Origin of the sequence: Stenotrophomonas maltophilia group sp. RY12688, assembly GCF_052149045.1 — a bacterium.
GTDB classification, from domain to species: Bacteria; Pseudomonadota; Gammaproteobacteria; order Xanthomonadales; family Xanthomonadaceae; genus Stenotrophomonas; species Stenotrophomonas sepilia.
The window spans coordinates 260119-283002 of sequence record NZ_CP197389.1 but is presented as its reverse complement, the minus strand read 5'-3'; the positions used below and the strand labels follow the sequence as shown (position 1 = coordinate 283002).

Sequence of the window (22884 nt, the reverse complement as noted above, 5' to 3'; positions counted from 1 at the left end):
GTTCCCCCATCGCAACAGGAGTGATTCGATGAGCCCCACCAATACCGAGAACCTGAAGGAACACCTGGGTGAAGCCGGTTCCCACCTGAAGCAGGCCGCCACGGCCGCCGGCGGTGCGATCAAGGGCGCAACCGGTGCCGCGACCGACGAACTGCGCATCGGCAAGGCCAACGTCAAGGCTGAACTGTCCGACAGCGCGCTGTCCGGCCTGGCCGCCGCCGAGTTCGGCGGGGCCGCTGCCAAGGAACAGGTCGATGCACTGATGGACAAGGGCAAGGACCTGATCGACAGCGCCGCCGAGCTGATCCGCGAACGTCCGCTGGCCTCGTTCGGCGTGGCCTTCGCTGCCGGCTGGATCATCGCCAAGCTGGCCCGCGGCAGCAGCGACAAGTAAGCCGCGGCGTGAGCGAAGACAACGCGCAAGCCCCTGATCCGGCGGCCACCCCGCCGCTGGATGAGAGCATCCGCCAGGTCGGCGCGGCCGGTCGTGCCGCTGCCGATTCGGCCAAGCACTCGCTGCGTTCGCTGCGCCGGCTGGCCTCGGCCGACTTCGCGCTGGCTCGCAGCGCATTCGGCCGTGCACTGGCCTGGGCCGGGGTAGCGATCGTGTTCGGTGCATCGGCCTGGCTGCTGATGGCCGCCACCCTCATCGCCCTGCTGCAAAGCTGGGGCCTGAGCTGGCTGCAGGCGCTGCTGATCACCTCGCTGCTGAGCCTGGCCGTCACCGGTTATGCGATCTGGCGGGTGTCCTACTTCTTCCACCACACCGGCATGCACGCCACCCGGCGCCAGCTGTCCCGCCTGGGCCTGTTCGACGAGCCCAGCGAAGACGACCCCGATGCCGATGTGCAGCTGCCAGAGGGCAAGCCATGAAGTTCGGTGCGCTGCAGCGGCGGGTGAAGCGCTGCGAACAGGTGGTGACCGTGCGTCTGGTCGAGACCCAGGACCACTGGTCCACGCTCAGCCAGGTCTGGCGCCAGGGCTGGTCGCCACTACGCATCGTGGTAGTGGGCCTGGCCGGTGGCTTCATTGCCGGCAAGCTGGAAATGCCGGGCAAGGTCAACGGTGCGCGCTGGCTGCAGATGGTGGGTTCAGTGTCGAACCTGTTCGCCAGTGCGCAGGCAGCGTTCGCCACGGCGATGGCGGCGCAGGCTGCGGCTACCGCCGACGATGCGGCCGAAGAAGCCGACAACGCCAGCGAACAGGCACAGGCGGCCGCATCGGCATCAACCGCACGGCCCGCGCCAGCGGCGGCGCCACGGCCCGCCGGAGAACCGGAGCCGCGCGAACCGCGCCCGGCCGAAGCCGCCACCGAACTGTCCGAACGTTGATCCATGGAATCCGCCGCGCCGATCCCGGCCGGCGGATAATGCGCTCCCCTTTCCGGCTGATGCGTCGATGAGCGAGTCCTCCCTGTCCCTGTCACCAGCCGATCCGCAGGACCCGGAGGCACCGCTGCCGCCTCCGTCTCGCCCACGCGGGCCGATGTCGCTGGTGGTGCTGGCGACCCTGGCGGTGGGCTACACGCTGTGGGCTGCGCAGGACATCATCCTGCCGGTGCTGCTGGCGATGTTCTTCGCACTGGTCGGCAACCCGATCCTGCGCCTGCTGCAGAAACTGTGGATTCCGCGCGCGCTGGGCGCGCTGCTGATTCTCGGCGCCGGCCTGGGCGTGACCGGTTCGCTGGCGGTGCAATTGATCGGCCCGGCGATGGAATGGGCGCAGGAAGCCCCGCAGCAGCTGCGCAAGGTCGCCCGCCAGGTGCAGGACCTGACCAAGCCGGTGCAGCAGGCCAACCAGGCGGCGGAGAACTTCGCGCGCGTCGCCGGCGGCGACAGCAACCACAAGGTGCAGGTGATCCGCACCCAGCTCGACGACCCGTACCGCATGCTGACCCGCGCGCCACGGCTTGCCGCCTCGGTGCTGGCCGTGGTGCTGCTGACCCTGTTCTTCATGATCTATGGGCAGAGCCTGCAGCGCGCGGCAATCGCGCTGTTCCCGAACCGCCAGCAGCAGCGCTTCACCGCCGACATCCTGCGGTCGATCGAGCGCGAGGTCTCGCGCTACGTGCTGACCATCAGCGTGATCAACACCCTGGTCGGGCTGGTGTTCGCAGGCGTGCTGATGCTGCTCGGCATCGGCCTGCAGGAGGCGCTGCTGTGGGGCACGGTGGCTGCGCTGCTGAATTTTGCCCCGTACGTCGGCCCGCTGATCGGCGTGGCACTGATGCTGCTGATGGGCTTCGTGGAATTCCGCGACCCGCTGCAGGCGCTGCTGCCGGCGGCCGCGTACCTGGCCCTGCACACTCTGGAAGGGCAGATGGTGACCCCGATCGTGCTGGGCCGGCGCATGAAGCTGTCGCCGCTGGTGCTGATCCTGGCGCTGATGGTGTTCGGCTGGGCCTGGGGCATGATCGGCCTGCTGCTGGCGGTGCCGCTGCTGGTCTGCATCAAGCTGGTGCTGGCACGGCTGGACGGCATGCAGGGCTGGGCACGGCTGCTGGAATGAAAGCCCGCGCGGGCAGGCGTAGAATGGCGGGGTGAATTTCCCCGTCCAAGCCATCACTCTCGACCTTGACGACACGCTGTGGCCGTTCGCTCCGATCGGCGCCCGCATCGACCTGGTCCTGCACGAGTGGATGCGTGAACACAGCCCCGCCACGGCCGAGATGTATCCGGTGGCGGCAATGCGCGAACTGCGCGAGCGCCTGTACCACGCCCATCCGCACCTCCATCACGACCTGAGCGCACTGCGCCGGCTGACCCTGCACGAAGCGCTGCACGCCAGTGGCGCCAGCCTCGATCTGCTGGAGCCAGCGTACGAAGCGTTCTACGCCGCGCGCAATCAGGTCGAGTGCTATCCCGATGCAATCGATGCGCTGGCGCGGATTGCCGCGCGGGTGCCGGTGGCAGCGCTGACCAACGGCAACGCCGATCTGGAGCGGATCGGCCTGGCGCATCATTTCGCCTTCCAGCTGGGCGCGCGCGAACACGGCGCGGCCAAGCCGGAGGCAAGCATCTTCCACGCCGCCTGCACCCGACTGGGTGTGGCGCCGGCACAGGTGCTACATGTCGGCGACCACGCCGAAATGGACGTGGCCGGGGCGATCGCCGCCGGCCTGCGCGGGTGCTGGATCAACCGCGAAGCAGCCACCTGGACCCATCCGAAACTGCAGCCGGACCTGCAGTTTGACACCCTCACCGGCCTGGCCGACTGGTTGGACGCCAACCTCGACGCCGCCGCATCCCGGAGTACCTGACGCATGAGCGAGATCACTGGTTTCACCGCCGACACCACCGCGGCGCTGCCGCTGTACGTGCTGGACCGCGAGCAGTTCGCCGCCTGGAAGAACGGCCAACCGGCCGCCACCCAGGCCTGGCTGGCCTCGCAGGGTTTCACTGCCGGTGCGCACAGCGTGGCCCTGCTGCCGGGCAGTGAGGGCCTGGCCGGCGCGGTGATCGGTGTCGGTGATCGCGCCGATGCCTACAGCTATGCGCATGCGCCGCACGCGCTGCCGGAAGGCAGTGTCTGGCAGCTGGCCAATGAACTGCCTGCCGCCGAACAGGCGCTGCTGCAGCTGGGCTGGGGCTTGGGCAGCTACCGCTTCGACCGTTACCGCAAGCGCAACCGCGCCCCGGCGCAGCTGGTGGCCGCACCGTCCGGCGAAGTGGCCGACCTGATCGCCGCCAGCCTGCGCGTGCGCGACTGGGTCAACACCCCGACCGAAGACATGGGGCCGCAGCAGCTGGAAGACGCCGCGCGTGCACTGGCCGATGCATATGGTGCGCAGGTCGAGGCGATCACCGGCGATGAACTGCTGAAGCAGAACTTCCCGGCCATCCACGCCGTGGGCCGCGCTTCGCACCGTGCGCCGCGCCTGGTAGTGCTGCGCTGGGGCAAGGAAACCGACCCGGCACTGGTGCTGGTCGGCAAGGGCGTGTGCTTTGATACCGGCGGCCTGGACATCAAGCCGGCCGACGGCATGCGCAACATGAAGAAGGACATGGGCGGCGCCGCGCATGCGCTGGCCCTGGCCGGCCTGGTGATGGCGCGCGGACTGCCGGTGCGCCTGACGCTGCTGGTGCCGGCGGTGGAAAATGCGATCGGTCCGGATGCGTTCCGCCCGGGCGAAGTGATCGCCACCCGCAAGGGCCTGAGCGTGGAGATCGACAACACCGATGCCGAAGGCCGCGTGATCCTGTGCGATGCGCTGACCTTCGCCGGTGAGCAGAAGCCGGACCTTGTGCTGGATTTCGCCACTCTTACCGGTGCCGCACGCATCGCGCTGGGTCCGGATCTGCCGGCGCTCTTCAGCAACGACGACACGGTGGCGCAGCAGTGGCTGCAGGCCGGCGACGCAACCCGTGACCCGGTCTGGCGCATGCCGCTGTGGCGGCCCTACCTGCGCTATCTGAGCAGCGGCATTGCCGACCTGGCCAATGCCGGTTCGCGCATGGCCGGCTCGGTGACCGCCGCGCTGTACCTGGAGCGCTTCCTCGAAGACGGCCAGCGCTGGGCGCACCTGGACGTGTACGCCTGGAACGACGGTGAACGCCCGGGCCGTCCGGCCGGTGGCGAAGCGCTGGCGCTGCGCTCGGCGTGGGCGATGTTGAAGGCGCGTTACAGCTGACCGGGTGGGTGCCGGCCTTGGTCGGCACGCCGTCCCCGGCAAACTTGACGAAAATTTGAATACCGGGCCTGGAAGGGTTCTGCGAGGATGTGTGGGTCGACCACCCACACGCTCCGTGAAGGCAGGACTCCGACCATGTCGCTCTTCGGCTACACCCGCACCGGCCAGACGCCGGGCGCACCGCGCAAGCACTCCCCCCTGCTCTGGATCGCGCTGATCGCGCTCATCCTGGGTACCGTGGCGCTGGCCTTCGCCTGGCTGGCCGGCTGGATGGGCGACCGCCTCACCGCGCAGCGCTTCACCGACACCATCGAGGCCACCGGCCCGGCCCATCCGGGCTTCCGCCGTGCACACAGCAAGGGCGTCTGCGTAAGCGGCTGGTTCGAACCCAGCGCGCAGGCCCCTACCCTGTCCAGTGCCCGGGTGTTCTCGCAGACGCGTGTGCCGGTGATGGGCCGCCTGTCGATCGGTGGCGGCGACCCCTACGGCGCCGACAACACCGCACGCGTGCGCAGCCTGGCGGTGCAGATGGTCAGCGATGATGGCCAGGAATGGCGCATGGCGATGAACAGCTTCCCGTTCTTCGCGGTACCCACGGCCGAGGCGTTCTACGAGCAGACCCGCGCCTCGATTCCTGACCCGGCCACCGGCAAGCCGGACCCGCAGAAGATGGCGGCAGTGCTGGCGAAATACCCCAGTGCGCAGGCGTTCCAGCAGTGGGCGAAGACAGCGCCATGGACCAGCAGCTGGGCCGACACCACTTTCAACAGCGTCAACAGTTTCTGGTTCACCAATGCGCAGGGCCAGAAGCGTGCGGTGCGCTGGCGCTGGCAGCCGCTGGCGCCGGTGGTGGAGATGGATGCGGAAGCGCGCAAGCAGGCCAGCGTCGATTTCCTCAGCCAGGAACTGCAGCAGCGCCTGGCCCGCGGCCCGGTACGCTGGAACCTGGTCGTGACCACCGCCGAGCCCGGCGATGCCATCGATGATCCGTCGGTACCGTGGCCCGAGTCGCGTGACCAGGTAGTGGCGGGCGTACTCAGCCTGGACCGCATGCAGTCGCAGGAAGAAGGCGCCTGCGGCCAGATCAACTTCGATCCGCTGATCCTGCCCAGTGGGGTGCGCGGCAGTAATGATCCGATCCTGGCGGCCCGCTCGGCGGTGTACTCGCAGTCCTTCAACCGCCGTGAACGCGAGCGCGCCGCCGGCAATGTCGAGCAACCGAAGGAGGCCGCACGATGAGCACCGGCAACGGCCACTTCAACCTGCTGGCGCGGGTGCTGCACTGGTCCATGGCGCTGATGATCGTCGCCATGCTGTTCATCGGCGTGACCATGGTCGCCTCGCTGCACCTGCGTCCCGCGCTGATCGACCTGCACCGCCCGCTGGGCATCGCGATCCTGTTGCTGGCGCTGCTGCGCCTGTACAACCGGCTGCGCCATCGCCCACCGGCGCTGCCTGCCGACCTGCCGGTCTGGCAGGGGGTAGCGGCCAAGGCCTCGCACTGGATGCTGTACGCGCTGATGCTGGCGATGCCGTTGATCGGCTGGGCGATGCTGTCGGCCGGCGGATACCCGATCGTGTTGTGGGGAGGGCTGCACCTGCCGCCGATCGTGCCGCACACCCCGGCGTTGTATGCCGCCTTGCGCAATGCGCACAGCCTGTTGGCGTATGTGCTGTTCGCTACGGTGCTGATGCATGTGGGTGCGGCGTTGTTCCACCTGTGGGTGCGTCGCGACGGGGTGTTCCAGGCGATGGCGCGCGGGAAGAAGTGATGATCGGGTTCGCCGGGAGTTCCCGGCGGATCGTTTCCGCGACCGCAGGGGGTGTCACTTTTCTTTTCGCGCGAAAAGAAAAGTAACCAAAAGAAACGCGCCGCCAGAGCGCGAGCCGGTGCTGCGCACCGGTGCCCTGTGCTTCTCGGTGAATCAGGGGACGGCGCCGAACTCGCTACGCTCAAACACCGGCGCCTCTTCGCCCCTGATTCCCCTGCGATGCTCGGCTCGCTCAAGGCGGACCCAACATCAAGAGCGACAGCTGCACCCAGTAGATCCACGCCATGCGTGGATGCTCTTGCTGTTGATCTTGACCTTCAAGTCCGCCTTGAGCGAGCCGAGCACCGCAGGTCCGGCGAGGGCGAAGAGGTGCGGGTGTCTGAGCGCAGCGAGTTCCCGCACCGTCCCTCGACGGACCGAGGAGCGCAGGGCACCGGCGTGCGAAGCGCGCCGGCTCGCGGCCGGCGGAGCGTTTCTTTGGTTACTTTCTTTGCGCGCAAAGAAAGTGACACCCACCCGCGGTCGCGGAAACGACATCACCAGGAAAGGCAGGCCGCCCCTACAGCCACCCTTTCTGCCGCGCCAGCCGGTACGCCTCAATGCGATTGGCCACGCCCAGCTTGCCGATGCACTCGGACAGATAGTTGCGCACTGTGCCGTGCGACAACCCCAGCTGTTCGGCGATCTCGCTGGCGGTGCGGCCCTCGCCCGCCAGCCGCAGCACGCGACGCTCGCGGTCGGTCAGCGGATCGGCCTGCGACCACGCATCCAGTGCCAGCTGCGGGTCGATCGCGCGGATGCCCTGCTTCACCTTGCGCAGTGCCTCGGCCAGGTTCTCGGCCGGTGCGTCCTTCAGCAGATAGCCCAGCACGCCCGCTTCCAACGCACGGCGCAGGAAACCGGCGCGTGCAAAGGTGGTCACGATCACCACCTTGATCGGCAGCTCGTGACGCGCGATGCGCTGTGCAAGCTCCAACCCGGACAAGCCCGGCATCTCGATGTCGGTCACCAGGATGTCCGGCTGCAGCTGCTGCAGCATGCGCCACGCGGTTTCGCCGTCGGCGGCGCTGCCCAGCACTTCGATATCCGCTTCCAGGCCCAGCAGCGCCGACAGTGCGCCGCGTACCATCGCCTGGTCTTCGGCCAGCAGGATGCGGATCATGCGGCACCGTCCTGCACCAGCGACGGCGGCACGCCTGGCGGCAGCGGTGTGGTCGCGGCGGCCAGTGGCACGCGCACGGTCAGCACCGTACCCTCGCCCCTTGCGGACTGCACCTGCAGGCTTCCACCCAGGGCGGCCACGCGTTCGCGCATGCCGCACAACCCATTGCCCTCGGCCTGCACGCCGCCACGACCATCGTCGCGGATCTGCATCGCCAGCATGCGTCCCTCCAGCATGAACTCCACCCGTGCCTGCGTTGCCTGTGCGTGGCGCACGATATTGGTGGCGGCCTCGCGCAGCACCAGCGCCAGCCCACGTTCGACATCCACCGGCATCGCCGGTGGGGGTGCGTATTGAAGGTGGACCTGCTGGCACTCCAGCAGCAGCCGCGCCGACGCCAGCTCACCGGCCAGGTCACTGGCGCGGATGCCGGTGACCGCGCTGCGGACCTGTGCCAGCGCTTCGCGGGCGATGGCCTCGGCCTCGCCGATCTCCACCCGCGCGCGCGCGTCGCCGCGGTCGTGCAGCTTGCGCGCCAGCTCCAGCTTCAACGTGATCAGCGACAGGGTGTGGCCGAGCAGGTCGTGCAGGTCGCGGCCGATGCGTTCGCGCTCGGCGGTGGCTGCGAGCCGCCGCACCTCGTCCTGCGACAGCTGCAGTGCCGCATCCTTCTGCTGGTTGAGTGCCTCCACGTTCACGACCAGGCCGACGATATAGGACACGGCGGGGATCCAGACCAGGCTCTGCCACGGGTACTGGAACAGCAGGGCGAGGCTGCAGAACAGGAGGTTCAGGCCAGTGAGCTGCAGCAGATACTGCCACCAGCCGCCGCGACCGCTCACCCGCAGCAGCACGCAGCCGAACACGAAGTAGGTCAGCCCGGACGGGTACCAGGGCAGCAGCACCAGCGACATCGCGATCAGGCCCAGGGCATAGCGCGGGGCGTGATGGCGCGGCGCCACCATCACCTTGGCGTACAGCAGCAGGAACACCGGATAGCTGGCCAGCGTCAGCAGCAGCCAGCGCAGGGTAAAGCCATGGCCGAGCAAGGGCGTCAGGAAGATCCACACCGACCACAGCAGGTGGATCGCCTCGCTCCAGGGTGATTTTCCCCGGCGCAGCGTCTCGGCCACCGCCGAGTCCGGCGCGGGGCGCAGCAGGGAGGCAAGCCAGGTGGACGGCACAGGCGGTTCCAGGCGGGGATGATCGCCGCCGATCATGCCAGTTCGGCCGGCTGCGCGCAGGCGCCACCGCCGGCCAGTTGGCACCGGCGCAACCGAGCGCAGATCACGGTACGCTTGGTGGTGCCGCTGCGGCGGGCCGGCAATGGGGCGATCGGATCCATGAGCGGTACCGGTAGCGGGAACGTTGCCATCCTGTGCCGCCGTGGTCACATTTCGCAGTTGCCGCCGTCAGTGTCATCGGATGACAGCTGTCACTGCCGTCATCGCTGTACCTGCCTTCATGCTGTGCCGCACGCTCCACCGCCGGAACCGCCGTCGTCCGCGCTTCCGGCCACACCCGCCCGAACGCCTGTGATGGAACGAATGAACGCCTCTGCCGAGCTGTTGAAGGAACTCCGTATCGACCGCAAGTCGCCGCCGCCGGCCTCCGGAGGCAATGGCGGTGGTCGCCGCTGGTTGTGGATCGCGATCATCGTGGTCGTGCTGCTGGTCGCCGCGGCCGTGGCCTACCTGTTCAGTCGCGCACCGGCCGTAGAGGTGGAAACCGCTCCGGCCGTGGCCATCCAGCAGGGCAGCGCCAGCAGTTCGGTGCTCGACGCCAGTGGCTACGTGGTTGCCCGTCGCATGGCCACGGTGTCGGCCAAGATCACCGGCAAGGTGCGCGAGGTGATGATCGAGGAAGGCATGCGGGTCGAAGCCGGCCAGGTGATGGCCACGCTCGACCCGATCGATGCCGACGCGCAGCGCAGCCTGTATGCCTCGCAGCTGCAGGCTGCGCGCAGCCAGGTGGCCGGCCTGGAGGCACAGCAGAAGCAGACCGCCGCCGAAGCCAGCCGCCTGCAGGCGCTGGTTGGCCAGCAGCTGGTCTCGCGCTCGCAGTACGACCAGGCCGTGGCCCAGCGCGACAGTCTGCGTGCGCAGCTGGATACCGCGCAGCGCAACGTCAAGGTTGCCAGCGACCAGCTGGCCATCGCCGATCTGGGCGTGGACAACAACATCGTGCGCGCGCCGTTCTCCGGCGTGGTCACCGCCAAGGCGGCGCAGCCCGGCGAGATCGTTTCGCCGCTGTCGGCGGGTGGTGGGTTCACCCGTACCGGCATCGGCACCATCGTGGACATGGACTCGCTGGAGATCGAAGTCGAGGTCGGCGAGGCTTTCATCGGCCGCGTGCAGCCGAAGATGCCGGTAGAAGCCACGCTCAACGCCTACCCGGAATGGAAGATTCCCGGCGAGGTGATCGCCATCATCCCCACCGCCGACCGCGGCAAGGCCACGGTCAAGGTGCGCGTGGCGCTGAAGGTGAAGGACCCGCGCATCGTGCCGGAGATGGGCGTGCGCGTCAGCTTCCTGGAACAGGCGCAGCCGCAGGCCGCGGCCAAGCCGCAGGGCGTGCGCGTGCCCGGCGGCGCCGTGGTGCAGCGCGACGGTGCCTCGGTGGCCTTCGTGCTGGGTGACGAGAGCCGCGTGCAGCAGCGCACGGTCGAGGCCGGCCAGGCGATGGGCAAGGACCGCCAGATCCTCAAGGGCGTGAGCGCAGGTGAATCGGTGGTGGTGAACCCGCCGGACACCCTGCGCGATGGCGCCAAGGTGCAACAGAAACAAGCGCAGTAACGGCCTGGCGCCCGTGGGCGCGGCCGGCAGCATCGCTCGACGCACGCCTGCGGCCGCCGCAGGTGCGCTTCCCCGTTTCCCGCCTCCCGTGGAGAACCACCCATGTCGACCCTGGTTTCACTGCGCAACATCACCAAGACCTACCAGCGTGGCCCCGAGCAAGTGCAGGTGCTGCACGGCATCGACCTGGACATCGCCAGCGGCGACTTCGTCGCGCTGATGGGCCCGTCCGGTTCGGGCAAGACCACCCTGCTCAACCTGATCGGCGGCCTGGACAGCCCCACTGGCGGCGAGATCAGCATCGAGGGCGAGCGCATCGACCAGATGAGTGGCGGCCAGCTGTCGACGTGGCGCAGCCACCATGTCGGCTTCGTATTCCAGTTCTACAACCTGATGCCGATGCTGACCGCGCAGAAGAACGTGGAACTGCCGCTGCTGCTGACCCACCTCAGTGCGGCGCAGCGCCGCCGCAATGCCGAAATCGCGCTCACCCTGGTCGGCCTGGCCGACCGTCGCAGCCACCGCCCGAATGAACTGTCCGGCGGCCAGCAGCAGCGCGTGGCGATCGCCCGCGCGATCGTCTCCGACCCGACCTTCCTGATCTGCGACGAACCAACCGGCGACCTCGACCGCCAATCGGCCGAGGAGATCCTCGGCCTGCTGCAGCAGCTCAACCGCGAGCACGGCAAGACCATCATCATGGTCACCCATGACCCGAAGGCCGCCGAGTACGCCACGCACACGGTGCACCTGGACAAGGGCGAGCTGGCCGACGCGCCGCTGGCCCACTGACGGAGGCCACAGCGATGAAATACTTCTCGTTGGTGTGGGCGCAGCTGTTCCGCAGCCGCACGCGCACCTTGCTGACCCTGCTGTCGGTGGTGGCCGCGTTCCTGCTGTTCGGCATGCTCGATTCGGTGCGCGTGGCGTTCTCGTCGGGTGGCAGCGTGGAAGGCGCCAACCGCCTGGTGGTGGCCTCGCGGCTGTCGATCACCCAGTCACTGCCGATCCGGCTGGAAGCACAGGTTCGGCAGGTGGCCGGCGTCCGTGACGTGGCTTATGGCATGTGGTTTGGTGGCATCTACCAGGACCCGAAGAACTTCTTCCCGAACTTCTCGGTGTCACCCAACTACTTCGATGTCTACCGCGAACTGCAGATCGATCCGGCACAACTGGAGGACTGGAAGCAGACCCGCACCGGCGCCATCGTCGGCGAAACCCTGGCCAAGCAGTTCGGCTGGAAGATCGGCGACACCATCCCGCTGCAGGCGACGATCTTCCCGCGTGGCGGCAGCAACGACTGGCCGCTGGTGCTCAAGGGCATCTACCGTTCCAAGGACCGTGCGCTGGCCGCCAACGAAGAACGCCAGTTGATGATGAACTGGAAGTACTTCGATGAATCCAACGACTACATCAAGAACCAGGTGAGCTGGTACACGGTGACGCTGGACAACCCGGACCACTCTTCGCGGGTCGCACAGGCGATCGATGCGATCTCGGCGAACTCCGACCACGAGACCAAGACCCAGACCGAATCGGCGTTCCAGCAGGCCTTCGTCAAGCAGTTCGCGGATATCGGCATGATCGTCACCTCGATCATGGGCGCGGTGTTCTTCACCCTGCTGCTGTTGACCGGCAACACCATGGCGCAGGCCGTGCGCGAGCGCGTGCCGGAGCTGGCCACGCTGAAAACGCTGGGCTTCAAGGACAGCACCGTGCTGACCCTGGTGATGGTGGAGTCGGTGCTGCTGATCGGCCTGGGCGGCCTGATCGGCATGGGCCTGGCCGCCCTGATCCTGCCGGCCATAGGCCCGAAGAGCATGGGCATGCTGCCGCCGCACGTGCCGACGCCAACCTGGCTGATGGGGCTGGGCCTGATCGTGGTGATCGGCATCATCGTCGGCCTGTTGCCAGCGCTGCGTGCCAAGCGCCTGAAGATCGTCGACGCACTGGCCGGTCGCTGAGGAGAACACCGACATGTTCAAGAGCAAACTCAAGAAGTGGCTGGGCAACGGCGTGACGGTGCTGCTGCTGGCGGTCGGCCTGGTGCTGTGGATCAGCCTGCCGTGGATCGGCGTGCTGGCCGTGGCCGTGCTGGTGGCCCTGTGGTTGCTGCTGACCCGCGGTGGACGGCTGGCGTTGGCCGCCACCCGCATCGGCGTTGCCAGCCTGCCGCAGCGCTGGGGCGCGTCCTCGGTGATCGTGGTCGGCATCGCTGGCGTGGTCGGCGTGCTGGTGGCGATGCTGGCGATGGGCGAAGGCTTCCAGGCCACGCTCAACAACACCGGCGATGACACCACTGCCATCGTGCTGCGCGGTGGCTCGCAGGCCGAGACCAACTCGGTGATCACCCGCGAACAGGTACCCATGCTGTCCACCCTGCCCGGCATCAGCCGCGATGCGCAGGGCCGGCCGTTGTTGTCACCGGAGCTGTCGCAGGTGGTCAACCTGGTGTCCAAGTCCGATGGCACCGACGTCAACGCGCAGTTCCGCGGCGTCGGCCCGCAGGCGTGGGCGGTGCATGACAAGGTCAAGATCGTTGAGGGCCGCAAGTTCGCCACCGGGCTGCGCGAGATCGTGGTCGGCCAGGGCGCCAAGGGCCAGTTCCGCGACATGGAGGTCGGCAGGACGCTGACGCTGGGCAACCAGACCTGGACCGTGGTCGGTGTGTTCGCCACTGGCGATGCGCATGATTCGGAACTGTGGACCGACGCCGATACGCTGGCCACCACCTACCAGCGCAGCGCCTGGCAGTCGATCAGCGTGCGTACCGATGGCAAGGCCGGCTTCGATCAGTTCAAGGCGGCCGTCGCTGCCGACCCACGCCTGAAGCTGGACGTGGAAACCACCCGCGTCTACTACAGCAAGCAGGGCGGCGGGCTGACCAAGCTGATCGACATTCTGGGCAAGGTGATCGGCACGATCATGGCGGTCGGTGCGGTGTTCGGCGCGCTCAACACCATGTATGCGGCCGTGGCCACGCGCGCCCGCGAAATCGCCACCATGCGTGCGATCGGCTTCCGCGGCCTGCCGGTGGTGACGGCCGTGATGCTGGAAACGATGCTGCTGGCGCTGCTCGGTGGCCTGCTCGGCTGTGCGGTTGCATGGCTGCTGTTCAATGGCTACAGCGTGTCCACCATCGGCAGCAACTTCAGCGCGGTGGTGTTCAAGTTCCACGTATCACCGGAACTGCTGTGGACCGGCCTGAAATGGGCACTGGGCATCGGCCTGGTCGGCGGCCTGTTCCCAGCGCTGCGCGCGGCGCGCTTGCCGATCACTACGGCGCTGCGCGAAACCTGAGCATCATGCAGCGGTGGACTGCGCATCACGCAGGGGGACGGAGCGAAGGCTCCGTCCCTTTTTCGTTGCTGAACTCAGGCATCCATCGCCGCAACATCGGATGGTGGGTGCCGCAGGGCCAAATGCCGGCGAACAGCCTCCTCCGGCGCGTACGCCGTGCCCAGCGCGTGCTGCTCACCCGTATGCCTGTCGACGAAGATCGGGCCATTGCCGGCCAGCGCGTCCGAGATCTCGCCGGATTGCAGGTAGCGCAGCGACTGGAAGCAGAACAGCCAGCCTTCGACCATCTCATGCTCGTGCGTGATGGCAACCGGCTCATCGTCGCTGGCAAGTGCAGCCTGCACGCGACGGCGTGCTTCGTCGAGCTGGATCATTCCTTCGCCTCTTGTTTTCGATGACAGCGCGAAGAGCATTTCATGCGGGTGGATGCATCGCAACGGATAGGCACCTGCGTACAAGTGCGCACTGCGGCGTGTTGTCACAACCGCTCAAGCGTGGCGGTTCTGTGCCGCTATCGATGCCTCTACTCATCGCAGACGCAGTGCGCGTGACGCTGCGCACAGTGCATCTGTGGATTGTTGGTTGCGATTCATCTTCGCGCACTTCCAGCGGCGTCGAGACAAACAGTTACGAATGAAAACATTCTAGAATCGCGCCCCCCACGTTGGTTTGCAGCACCCCACGCGCCCATAGAACGGGCGCATGTTTTTACTGAAACACGAGATTTCACGGATGTCCCTGAAAACCAATCCGCTGCGCAACGCGATCGTCATCGCGCTGGCCGCCAGCTGCACCACCCCCGCCTTCGCACAGAGCGCCGGCGATACCCCGACCAACCTCGACCGCATCGAAATCACCGGCTCGCGCATCCGCCAGGCCAGTGTCGAAACCGCACAGCCGGTGGTCGCGCTCAACCGCGCCGAGATCGAGAAGAAGGGTTACGTCAACGTCGCCGACATCCTGCAGGACATTCCTGCCGCCGGTGCGCCGAGCATGAGCCGCGCCTCGTCGCTGACTTCTTCGCGCGATTTCGGCGGCATGTACGTCAGCCTGCGCAACCTTGGCCCCGAACGCAGCCTGGTGCTGATCGACGGCCGCCGCATGGGCGTCAGCGCCGGCGGCTACTCCGACCTGGCCTCGATCCCGTCGTCCATCGTCGAGCGCGTGGAAGTGCTGACCGACGGCGCCTCCGCGCTGTACGGCTCCGATGCCATCGCCGGTGTGGTCAACATCATCACCCGCAAGAATTTCGATGGTGGCGAGGCCAGCGTCTATGTCGGCCAGTACGGCCAGGGTGACGGCCAGAAGCGCGCATACAGTGCAACCTTCGGCAAGACCTTCGAGCGCGGCTGGTTCAGCGTGGGCGCCGAGCGCACCAAGGAAGACGAGGTGCTGGGCAAGGACCGCGAGTTCAGCCGTTACACCAACGGCCCGCGCCACCCGAACGATGGCCTCAACGGCAACACGCCGTGGGGCTACGTCACCGTCGGCGGCAAGAACCTGACCGTGGGTCCGGGCGGCGACCCAAGCAAGGCCGGCAACTTCCATGCGCCGAACCCGGCCGATGGTGCCAACACCAAGTCGAACATGAGCCTGCTGACCGGCCTGGAGCGCACCTCGGTGTTCGCCAACGGTGGCTTCTCGATCACCGACAACCTGCGCATCGTCGCCGACGCGCTGTACAGCAAGCGCGAGTCGACCAAGCACCTGGCCGGCTACCCGTACTCGGTCAGCGCCGCGCAGGCCCGCAATGGCAGCCGTGCCGCCCTGTCCAAGGACAGCGCGTTCAACCTGTGGGGCCAGGATGCGCTGTTCGCGCACCGCACCGAGGAACTGCCGCGCGGCACCGAGAACAACCTGGAAACCAAGCGCGCCAGCATCGGCCTGGAAGGCAGCTTCGAAACCGGTTCGCGGTACTGGGACTGGAACATCAACTACATGTACAACCGCAACGAAGGCGAGCGCATCGGTACCGGCAGCATGTACCAGCCGCACGTCAACCTGGCCGTCGGCCCGTCCTTCATGGACGGCAACGTGGCCCGTTGCGGTGCGCCGGGCGCGGTGATCGCCGGCTGCGTGCCGTGGAACCCGGCTGCCCCGATGGGTTACACCGGCCCGGGCTCGCTGAGCAACCAGGATGTGCAGGACTACCTGTTCACCCGCTTCGTCGACAAGATGCAGAGCACCACCAAGGTCGTCAGCGGCAACATCTCCGGTTCGCTGTTCACCCTGCCGGCCGGCGACATCCTGGCCGCGATGGGCTTCGAGCACCGCAGCGAGGAGGCCAGCTACACGCCGGACATGAAGGTGCAGAAGGGCGAGATCGCCGGCACCAGCGGCCAGCCGACCCGCGGCAACTACTCGCTCAACGAGGCCTACCTGGAACTGCAGGTGCCGTTGCTGGCCGACCTGCCGTTCGCCCGCGAACTGTCGCTGGACGTGGCCGGTCGCTACTCGGACTACAACAACTTCGGTTCCACCACCAACAGCAAGTTCGGCCTGAAGTGGAAGCCGATCGACAGCCTGCTGGTGCGCGCCACCTACGGCACCGGCTTCCGTGCGCCGACCGTGGATGACCTGTATGGCGGCACCGTCAGCAGTCGCGACTCGTTCACCGACCCGTGCGATACCTCCTTCGGCACCGCCGCCAGCAGCCCGGCCGTCGCTGCCCGTTGCCAGGCGCTGAAGGTGCCGGCCAACTTCCGCCAGCTCAACAGCGATGGCAGCGTGGCCACCAAGCCCGGCCAGCAGGCCACCACCGATTTCAGCTCGGGTTCCAACCCGGACCTGAAGCCGGAAACCGCCAAGACCTGGACCGTGGGCCTGGTCTACAGCCCGGACTTCGTGCAGGGCCTGGACGTCAGCCTGGACTGGTGGAAGATCCGCATCGACAACGCCATCGTCGGTGAGTCGGCCACCAACATCCTGGAACAGTGCTACGTGCAGGGTTCGGATGCTGCCTGTGGCCGCTTCACCCGTGGCAGCAACGGCCAGGTCAACTCGCTGGACCGCTCGCTGGTCAACGCGGGCTACCGCGAAACTGCCGGCTATGACATCAACGTGCGTTACCGCCTGCCGGAAACCGCGTTCGGCAAGTTCGCCGTCAACTGGAACACCACCTACACCGATTATCTGGAGCAGCGCAACGACAGCGCCGCCACCACCCCGGTGGAACAGCGTACCGGTTGGGCGGGCGACTTCCGCGTGCGCTCCACCTTCAACCTGGATTGGCAGTATGGCGACCTCGGCATCGGCTGGACCGCGCGCTACTACTCCAGCATGAAGGAGAAGTGCTCGTACATGGACGAGTGCAACATGCCGGGCTTCAACTCGTCGTACACCAGCGCCTCGCCGACCAACAAGGTGGGCTCCAACACCTTCCACGACCTGCAGGTGCGCTACAGCCTGCCGTGGGATGGCACCGTGTCGCTGGGCGTGAACAACGTGTTCAACCACCAGGGCCCGATCATGTACAGCCAGCCGAACAGCAGCTTCACCTACTACGGTGGCTTCGACATCGGCCGCTTCATGTACATGAAGTACCAGCAGCGCTTCTAAGCCTGCAACCGCGTTCCCGCCACGGCCATCCCTCTCTCCTGGCCGTGGATGGAAGCAGAACGGCGCCCCTCGGGGCGCCGTTCTTTTTTGCGTGGAAGCAGGGTCGGATCCCCGCCGGCGCTAGCGCTTGGCGCGCATCGTGCGGATGTTGTCGCCGACGAACAGCACCAGGCCAGCCCAGATCGCTGCAAACCCGATCGCCTTGGCAGTGTCGAATGCCTCATGGAAGAAGAACACACCCAGCAGCAGCTGCAGGCTCGGCGCGATGTACTGCAGGATGCCGACCAGCGACAGCGGAATGCGCTTCACGCCGTAGGCGAAGCCGATCAGCGGTACTGCGGTGACCGCGCCGCCGAAGATCAGCAGCAGGTCGTTGCGCCAGCCCCAACCATGGAAGAACGCACCGCCGTGGCCGTTCTCGGCCCAGATCGCAAACGCCAGCGCCGGCAGGAACAGGTACATGCTCTCCACGCCGAGGCCGGCCACCGGGTCGACCGAGACCAGCTTGCGCAGCAGGCCATACAAGCCGAACGAACAGGCCAGGCCCAGCGCGATCCACGGTGGCGTACCTGCATCGATGGTCAGCCAGGCCACGCCCACCGCCGCCATTGCCACCGCTACCCACTGCAGCCGGCGCAGCCGTTCCTTCAGCACCAGCACGCCCAGCAGCACGTTCACCAGCGGGTTGATGAAGTAGCCCAGGCTGGTCTCGATGACATGACCGGCGTTGACCGCCCAGATGTACAGGCCCCAGTTGAACGCGATGGTCAGGCTCGACACCAGCAGGATCGGCAGCGCGCGCGGCTGCGCGGCGATCTTCCGCCACCAGCCCAGGCGCGCACTGATCAACAGCCAACCCAGCACCAGCACCGTGCTCCAGATGATGCGGTGGGCGATGATCTGGAACGAGGGCACCTCGTTGAGCAGGTGCCAATAGACCGGCACCAGGCCCCAGATCACGAAGGTGGATGCAGTGACCAGCAGGCCCCGGCGTTGTTCTTTCTCGTCCATGCTCACTTCTTTCTCGTCCTTGCCATTGTCAGCACCACCACACCCAGAAGAATCACCGCCATCGCCAGCAGGTCGCGCCAACCGAAGCGCTCACCGTTGAGCAGCGCGCCCAGCAGCACCGCGATCACCGGATTGACATACGCGTAGCTGCCCGCGAGTGCCGGGCGCACGTTCTGCAGCAGCCACACGTAGGCAGTGAACGCGACGATGGAGCCGAACACGCACAGATAGGCCATCGCCACCAGGCCACCGGTATCGGGCAGCGTGGTCGGGCGCTCGCCCACCGCCAGGCCGATCAGCACCAGCAGCACGCCGCCGCAGATCATCTGCCCGGCCGCGGTCATGAACGGACCCGGCAGGTCCAGGCCGCGTGCCCACACAGAACCGAACGCCCAGCCGATCGGCGCGATCAGCAGCAGCACCAGCCCGGTCGGCGAGCCGGTCAGGCTGCTGCCGGCGTTGAGCCAGACCACGCCGAGGAAGCCGATGGCGATGCCCAGCCACTCACCACGGCTGGCATGTTGCCCGCGCAGCGCCGAGAACAGCGCCATCCACAGCGGCACCGAGGCCACCGCCGTGGCGGCCAGGCCCGAGGACACCTCGCGCTCGGCCAGCACCACCATGCCGTTGCCCAGCACCAGCATGGTCACGCCCATGATGACCAGGTTGCGCCACTGCCGCAGCGTCGGGTTCGGCAGCTTCCAGAACAGGCGCAAGGCCAGGAACATCAGGCCGCCGGCAATGATGAAGCGGCTGCCGGAGACCATCGTCAGCGGCAGTGCGCCGCCGTGCAGGGCCTTGGCGATGCCCAGATAGGTCGAGCCCCAGACCACGTAGACCAGCAGCAGTGCCAGCGCGACAAGGCCACCCCGGGGGGCAGCCGCAGACGAAGAGGGGGGAGCCGACATGACACACCAGGGAGCCGGGGGAAGGCGGATTCTAGGACGTTTTGAGTATGGTCCGGGACCCCATACGGTGGCACGCTGTCATCCATCCATGCACCCTGCTCTGGTCTGCTACCCCGTGTTGACGGCCGATGCAGTACCAAGAGGGCTGCCCGGCCGCGCCGCCCCAAGGCCGGACGCCGTTTTCCCTGCGCACGGACGCGCCGCATCGAGGATTTCCACCCAGATGAGCACCACGTCCCAACCTGTTGTCCCCGCGAACGACCGTGCCGCTTTGCGGCGGTCGATCTCCAACACCCTCAAAGGCTCCGCCGGCAACCTTGTGGAGTGGTATGACGTCTACGTGTACTCGGTGTTTGCCGTGTACTTCGAATCGCAGTTCTTCTCGCCGGACGACAAGAACTCCACCCTGTACGTGTGGGCGATCTTCGCGGCGACCTTCCTGATGCGCCCGATCGGCGCCTGGTTCTTCGGCCGCTTCGCCGACCGCCACGGCCGCCGCCTGGCGCTGACCGTCTCGGTCACGTTGATGGCGCTGTGCTCGTTCCTCATCGCCATCACCCCCACCGCCGCCAGCATCGGCATCTGGGCCGCCGTGATCCTGTTGTTCGCACGCCTGCTGCAGGGCTTCGCCACTGGCGGCGAGTATGGTGCCAGCGCCACTTACATGTCCGAGGCCGCCATTCCGGGCCGTCGCGGCTTCCTGTCCTCGTTCCACTACGTCACCCTGGTCGGCGGCCACGTGCTGGCCCAGCTGACCCTGCTGCTGATGCTGACCTTCTGGGGCAAGCCGGAGATCTCCGAGTGGGGCTGGCGCATCGCCTTCGGTATCGGTGGCATCGCTGCGGTGGTGGTGTTCTGGCTGCGCCGGGGCATGGACGAATCGCTGTCGGAGTCGTCGATCGAGGCCGCGCGCGAGGGCAAGGCAAAGAAGTCCGGTTCGATGTACGAGTTGTTCGTGCACCAGTGGCGGCCGCTGCTGCTGTGCTTCCTGATCACCGCTGGCGGCACCGTGGCCTTCTACACCTACTCGGTGAACGGCCCGAAGATGATCCAGAGCGCCTTCGCCGGCAACGACCCGATGACCGGCACCCTGATCAACCTGGGCGTGCTGGCCTTCCTGATGGTGCTGCAACCGGTCGGCGGCTGGCTGTCGGACATCATCGGCCGCAAGACCCTGCTGGTGTTCTTCGGCGTCGGCGGCGTGCTGTACAGCTGGTACCTGATCACCCAGCTGCCGCACCAGCATGACGCCACCCTGGCCTTCCTGACCCTGGCGCTGGCGTTCGTCATCCTCACCGGCTACACCTCGATCAACGCGGTGGTGAAGGCCGAGCTGTTCCCCACCCACGTGCGTGCACTGGGCGTGGGCCTGGGCTATGCGCTGGCCAACTCGCTGTTCGGCGGCACCGCCCCGCTGCTGTACCAGGGCGCGCTGAAGACCGGCCACGTCGATTGGTTCGCCATCTACGTGACCGCCACGATCGCGGTATCGTTGGTGGTCTATGTGTTCTTCCTTACCAACAAGGGCCCGAACTGGCTCGACGGCACCCGCAAGTAAGCGCGTTGCCCTGATCGCGGCCACTGGCGCAATGCCGGTGGCCGCTACGTCTCCCGCCACCACGCTGATGTGGATCGCGGTGACGCTGGCCGCAGCCACGGCATTGGCCTGGGTGCTGCGCCGCCCCAACGCGCAGGCCACGTGGCCGCGCACGGGTTTCGGGATCGCCCTGCTGGTGTTCTGCGCCGCGCTGGCGCTGCAGCTGGCGATGGACCTGGGCAGCGGCCACAGCTCGCTGCACCTGCGGCTGCATCGCGGCGTCAACGCGGGGCCGCTGGTCGGCCTGCGCACGATGGCGGCGTGCTATCTGGCCGCGCTCGCCGCCGGCGGCTGGGGCGCGTGGAAGCTGCTGCGACGGCGCGGGTAGTGCCGGCCGCTGGCCGGCAACCTCATGAACCTCCGGAAAGAGCAGGGAGTTGCCGGCCAGCGGCCGGCATTACTCAGCGGCGGGCCGCTTCGCTCTTGTCGCGCGCGCCGCGGAACTCCGATTCCTTTTCCCACGTCGGCCAGCGGCGGCTGTTGGCCAGCTCGGCACCCAGGTCGTAGACCAGCAGCGTGTCGGCAGCGTGGCCGCTCGGGTCCCAGCTCGGCGTCCAGGCATCACAGGCCTGGTGGTAGCAGTCGGCGAAGTACTTTTCGCGCAGCGCGCGGCCGCCTTCAACGCCACCGTCCAGCTTGTCCAGGCCCGGGCCGATGGTGATCGCCGGCACGCCCAGGCGGGCGAAGGCAAAGTGATCGGCACGGTAGAAGAAGCCGGCTTCCAGGTTCGGGTCCGGACTGTAGCTGCGGCCACGGGCCTTGGCCACGCGCTCCAGATCGCCTTCCAACGACACCCGGCCCTTGCCCCACGAGGCAATGTCGCGGGTCGGGCCATCCGGGCTGAACATCTCGATGTTCAGCACCGCAGCGGTCTTGTCCAGCGGCGCCAGCGGGTGCGCAGCATAGTAGCTGGCCCCCAGCAGGCCCTTCTCTTCAGCGGTCAGCGCCACGAAGTACAGCGTGCGCTGTGGCTGCGGGCCGGCAGCGAACACCCGACCCAGCTCCAGCACCGTGGCCACGCCGGTGGCGTTGTCGATCGCACCGCGGCGGATGCGGTCCCCCTTGGCGTCGGGCTGACCGATGCCGAACGCATCCCAGTGCGCGGAGAAGATCACGGCCTCGTCAGCATGTTCACCACCGGGCAGCTTGGCGACCACGTTGCGGGTCACCACCTGCTCGCGCTTGAGCGCGAAATCCACGCTCAATTTCGCGTTGTCCAGTGCCACCGGGCGGAAGTCGGCACGCATCGCCTTGCGCTTCTCCGCATCGAAGTCGAGGCCGGCGTCGGCGAAGATCGCCTCGGCCAGCTCGCGCTGCATCCAGCCGCGCAGCGGGGTGTGCTGCGCCATCGCTTCGGCGTGGCCGCGCTCGATGTCGAACAGCGGCGAAGTGCCCGAGCTCTTTACCGTGGCCCAGCCATACGCGGCCGGCGCGGTCTCGTGCACGATCAGCACGCCTTCGGCACCCCGGCGTGCGGCTTCCTCGAACTTGTAGGTCCACCGGCCGTAGTAGGTCACCGCCTTGCCATCGAACGCGCCCGGCGCGTCGGCCTCGAAGTCGGCGTCGTTGATCAGCACCACGGCGATCTTGCCGTGCAGGTCCACGTCCTTGTAGTCGTTCCAGTGGCGTTCCGGTGCGTCGATGCCGTAGCCGACGAACACCAACGGTGCATCCTTGATCTGCACGCGCTTGCGCGGCTGCAGGCTCTGCAGGGTCACGTCCACGCCATTGGCCAGCGCACGCTTGCCCTGCTTCAGCGACAGGCTGGCCTTGGCCTCACCCTCCAGCTGCGCGCGCACCAGCGGCACCGGCTGCACCCAGCTGCCGTCCACGCCGCCCGGCTGCAGGCCATAGCTGCGGAACTGCTCGATCAGGTACTGCACCGTGCGCTCTTCGCCCTCGGTGGCCGGTGCGCGGCCCTCGAACTCATCCGACGCCAGCACACGCACATGCCGCGACAGTGCCTGCGGATCGATGCCGCCACCCGGCAGGTCGTTGGCCGCATGGGCCAGGCCCCCGACGAACAGGCAGGACGACAGCAGCAACACGCGCATCGGATTCACGGCAGTACCACGGCTAGCTTGGAAGTCACCAGAGTGTAACGTGGTCGTGACACCACGGCGCGGCTTGGGCCTGTGTCATCCACGCATC

Annotated in this window: 22 protein-coding genes; 15 read left to right on the top strand and 7 right to left on the bottom strand. The window is 67.3% G+C overall.

The annotated features are described in order from the left end of the window. Window positions 1–28: 28 nt before the first annotated feature. From ACS0OT_RS01275 to ACS0OT_RS01240, 8 genes are all read left to right on the top strand, one after another. Window positions 29–394, top strand: coding sequence for a hypothetical protein (locus tag ACS0OT_RS01275; RefSeq protein WP_004153835.1), 366 nt, complete (start codon window positions 29–31; stop codon window positions 392–394). Between the two features lie 8 nt (window positions 395–402). Then, the gene (locus ACS0OT_RS01270; RefSeq protein ID WP_004153834.1) at window positions 403–873 is read left to right on the top strand and encodes a phage holin family protein; all 471 of its coding nucleotides are present in this window, start codon (window positions 403–405) and stop codon (window positions 871–873) included. Then, window positions 870–1331: a protein sip-5 gene (locus tag ACS0OT_RS01265; protein ID WP_235649720.1), complete on the top strand. Its 462-nt coding sequence runs from the start codon at window positions 870–872 to the stop codon at window positions 1329–1331. The genes ACS0OT_RS01270 and ACS0OT_RS01265 overlap by 4 nt, the downstream gene beginning before the upstream one ends. A 67-nt stretch (window positions 1332–1398) precedes the next feature. Next, the gene (locus tag ACS0OT_RS01260) at window positions 1399–2508 is read left to right on the top strand and encodes an AI-2E family transporter (protein ID WP_005420552.1); all 1110 of its coding nucleotides are present in this window, start codon (window positions 1399–1401) and stop codon (window positions 2506–2508) included. A 31-nt stretch (window positions 2509–2539) separates the two neighbouring features. Beyond that, window positions 2540–3259 carry an HAD family hydrolase gene (locus tag ACS0OT_RS01255; protein ID WP_235649719.1) on the top strand — a complete coding sequence of 240 codons (720 nt, stop codon included), beginning with the start codon at window positions 2540–2542 and terminating at the stop codon, window positions 3257–3259. Window positions 3260–3262: 3 nt separating this feature from the next. Then, window positions 3263–4630 (top strand): leucyl aminopeptidase family protein, encoded by a 1368-nt coding sequence (locus ACS0OT_RS01250; RefSeq protein WP_235649718.1) that lies wholly within the window; start codon window positions 3263–3265, stop codon window positions 4628–4630. 135 nt (window positions 4631–4765) lie between these two features. Next, window positions 4766–5869 (top strand): catalase family peroxidase, encoded by a 1104-nt coding sequence (locus tag ACS0OT_RS01245; RefSeq protein WP_442256005.1) that lies wholly within the window; start codon window positions 4766–4768, stop codon window positions 5867–5869. Beyond that, window positions 5866–6402, top strand: coding sequence for a cytochrome b (locus ACS0OT_RS01240; protein ID WP_065178987.1), 537 nt, complete (start codon window positions 5866–5868; stop codon window positions 6400–6402). Before ACS0OT_RS01245 ends, ACS0OT_RS01240 begins: the two co-directional genes overlap by 4 nt. A gap of 559 nt (window positions 6403–6961) precedes the next feature. Here ACS0OT_RS01240 and ACS0OT_RS01235 read toward each other — a convergent pair. The 3 genes from ACS0OT_RS01235 to ACS0OT_RS01225 are packed head-to-tail and all read right to left on the bottom strand — an operon-like array spanning window position 6962 to window position 8909. After that, complete coding sequence (locus ACS0OT_RS01235; RefSeq protein WP_005420563.1) at window positions 6962–7564, bottom strand: response regulator transcription factor; 603 nt, start codon at window positions 7562–7564, stop codon at window positions 6962–6964. After that, window positions 7561–8784 (bottom strand): sensor histidine kinase, encoded by a 1224-nt coding sequence (locus ACS0OT_RS01230; RefSeq protein WP_235649715.1) that lies wholly within the window; start codon window positions 8782–8784, stop codon window positions 7561–7563. Before ACS0OT_RS01230 ends, ACS0OT_RS01235 begins: the two co-directional genes overlap by 4 nt. Continuing rightward, entirely contained in the window at window positions 8781–8909 is a 129-nt protein-coding gene (locus ACS0OT_RS01225) for a hypothetical protein (RefSeq protein WP_258391628.1), read from the bottom strand. Before ACS0OT_RS01225 ends, ACS0OT_RS01230 begins: the two co-directional genes overlap by 4 nt. Window positions 8910–9111: 202 nt before the next feature. Between ACS0OT_RS01225 and ACS0OT_RS01220 the strand changes: the two genes are divergently transcribed. The 4 genes from ACS0OT_RS01220 (at window position 9112) to ACS0OT_RS01205 (ending at window position 13659) form a co-directional block, all read left to right on the top strand. After that, window positions 9112–10359 carry an efflux RND transporter periplasmic adaptor subunit gene (locus ACS0OT_RS01220; protein ID WP_139726627.1) on the top strand — a complete coding sequence of 416 codons (1248 nt, stop codon included), beginning with the start codon at window positions 9112–9114 and terminating at the stop codon, window positions 10357–10359. A gap of 102 nt (window positions 10360–10461) precedes the next feature. Continuing rightward, window positions 10462–11151 carry an ABC transporter ATP-binding protein gene (locus ACS0OT_RS01215; RefSeq protein ID WP_005420572.1) on the top strand — a complete coding sequence of 230 codons (690 nt, stop codon included), beginning with the start codon at window positions 10462–10464 and terminating at the stop codon, window positions 11149–11151. 14 nt (window positions 11152–11165) lie between these two features. After that, the gene (locus ACS0OT_RS01210) at window positions 11166–12323 is read left to right on the top strand and encodes an ABC transporter permease (protein WP_005420575.1); all 1158 of its coding nucleotides are present in this window, start codon (window positions 11166–11168) and stop codon (window positions 12321–12323) included. Window positions 12324–12336: 13 nt separating this feature from the next. After that, window positions 12337–13659 (top strand): ABC transporter permease, encoded by a 1323-nt coding sequence (locus ACS0OT_RS01205; RefSeq protein WP_005420576.1) that lies wholly within the window; start codon window positions 12337–12339, stop codon window positions 13657–13659. 74 nt (window positions 13660–13733) lie between these two features. Here the strand turns inward: ACS0OT_RS01205 and ACS0OT_RS01200 are convergent, their stop codons facing one another. Further along, the gene (locus ACS0OT_RS01200; protein ID WP_005420578.1) at window positions 13734–14033 is read right to left on the bottom strand and encodes a YrhB domain-containing protein; all 300 of its coding nucleotides are present in this window, start codon (window positions 14031–14033) and stop codon (window positions 13734–13736) included. A 358-nt stretch (window positions 14034–14391) separates the two neighbouring features. On the opposite strand from ACS0OT_RS01200, the gene ACS0OT_RS01195 reads away from it, so the two are divergent. Then, window positions 14392–17217 (top strand): TonB-dependent receptor, encoded by a 2826-nt coding sequence (locus ACS0OT_RS01195; RefSeq protein ID WP_188239498.1) that lies wholly within the window; start codon window positions 14392–14394, stop codon window positions 17215–17217. Window positions 17218–17337: 120 nt separating this feature from the next. Here the strand turns inward: ACS0OT_RS01195 and rarD are convergent, their stop codons facing one another. Further along, window positions 17338–18234: an EamA family transporter RarD gene (gene rarD, locus ACS0OT_RS01190; protein WP_065178981.1), complete on the bottom strand. Its 897-nt coding sequence runs from the start codon at window positions 18232–18234 to the stop codon at window positions 17338–17340. Beyond that, complete coding sequence (yedA, locus tag ACS0OT_RS01185) at window positions 18231–19136, bottom strand: drug/metabolite exporter YedA (RefSeq protein ID WP_188239499.1); 906 nt, start codon at window positions 19134–19136, stop codon at window positions 18231–18233. Before yedA ends, rarD begins: the two co-directional genes overlap by 4 nt. 223 nt (window positions 19137–19359) lie before the next feature. Here yedA and ACS0OT_RS01180 point away from each other — a divergent pair, with 223 nt between their 5' ends. Beyond that, on the top strand, window positions 19360–20694 hold the full coding sequence (locus tag ACS0OT_RS01180) for an MFS transporter (RefSeq protein ID WP_005420583.1): 1335 nt from the start codon (window positions 19360–19362) through the stop codon (window positions 20692–20694). 31 nt (window positions 20695–20725) lie between these two features. Continuing rightward, window positions 20726–21061 carry a hypothetical protein gene (locus ACS0OT_RS01175; protein ID WP_231109056.1) on the top strand — a complete coding sequence of 112 codons (336 nt, stop codon included), beginning with the start codon at window positions 20726–20728 and terminating at the stop codon, window positions 21059–21061. A gap of 73 nt (window positions 21062–21134) precedes the next feature. Here ACS0OT_RS01175 and ACS0OT_RS01170 read toward each other — a convergent pair whose 3' ends face one another. Next, on the bottom strand, window positions 21135–22787 hold the full coding sequence (locus ACS0OT_RS01170) for a M28 family metallopeptidase (RefSeq protein WP_053498772.1): 1653 nt from the start codon (window positions 22785–22787) through the stop codon (window positions 21135–21137). Window positions 22788–22884: the final 97 nt, after the last annotated feature.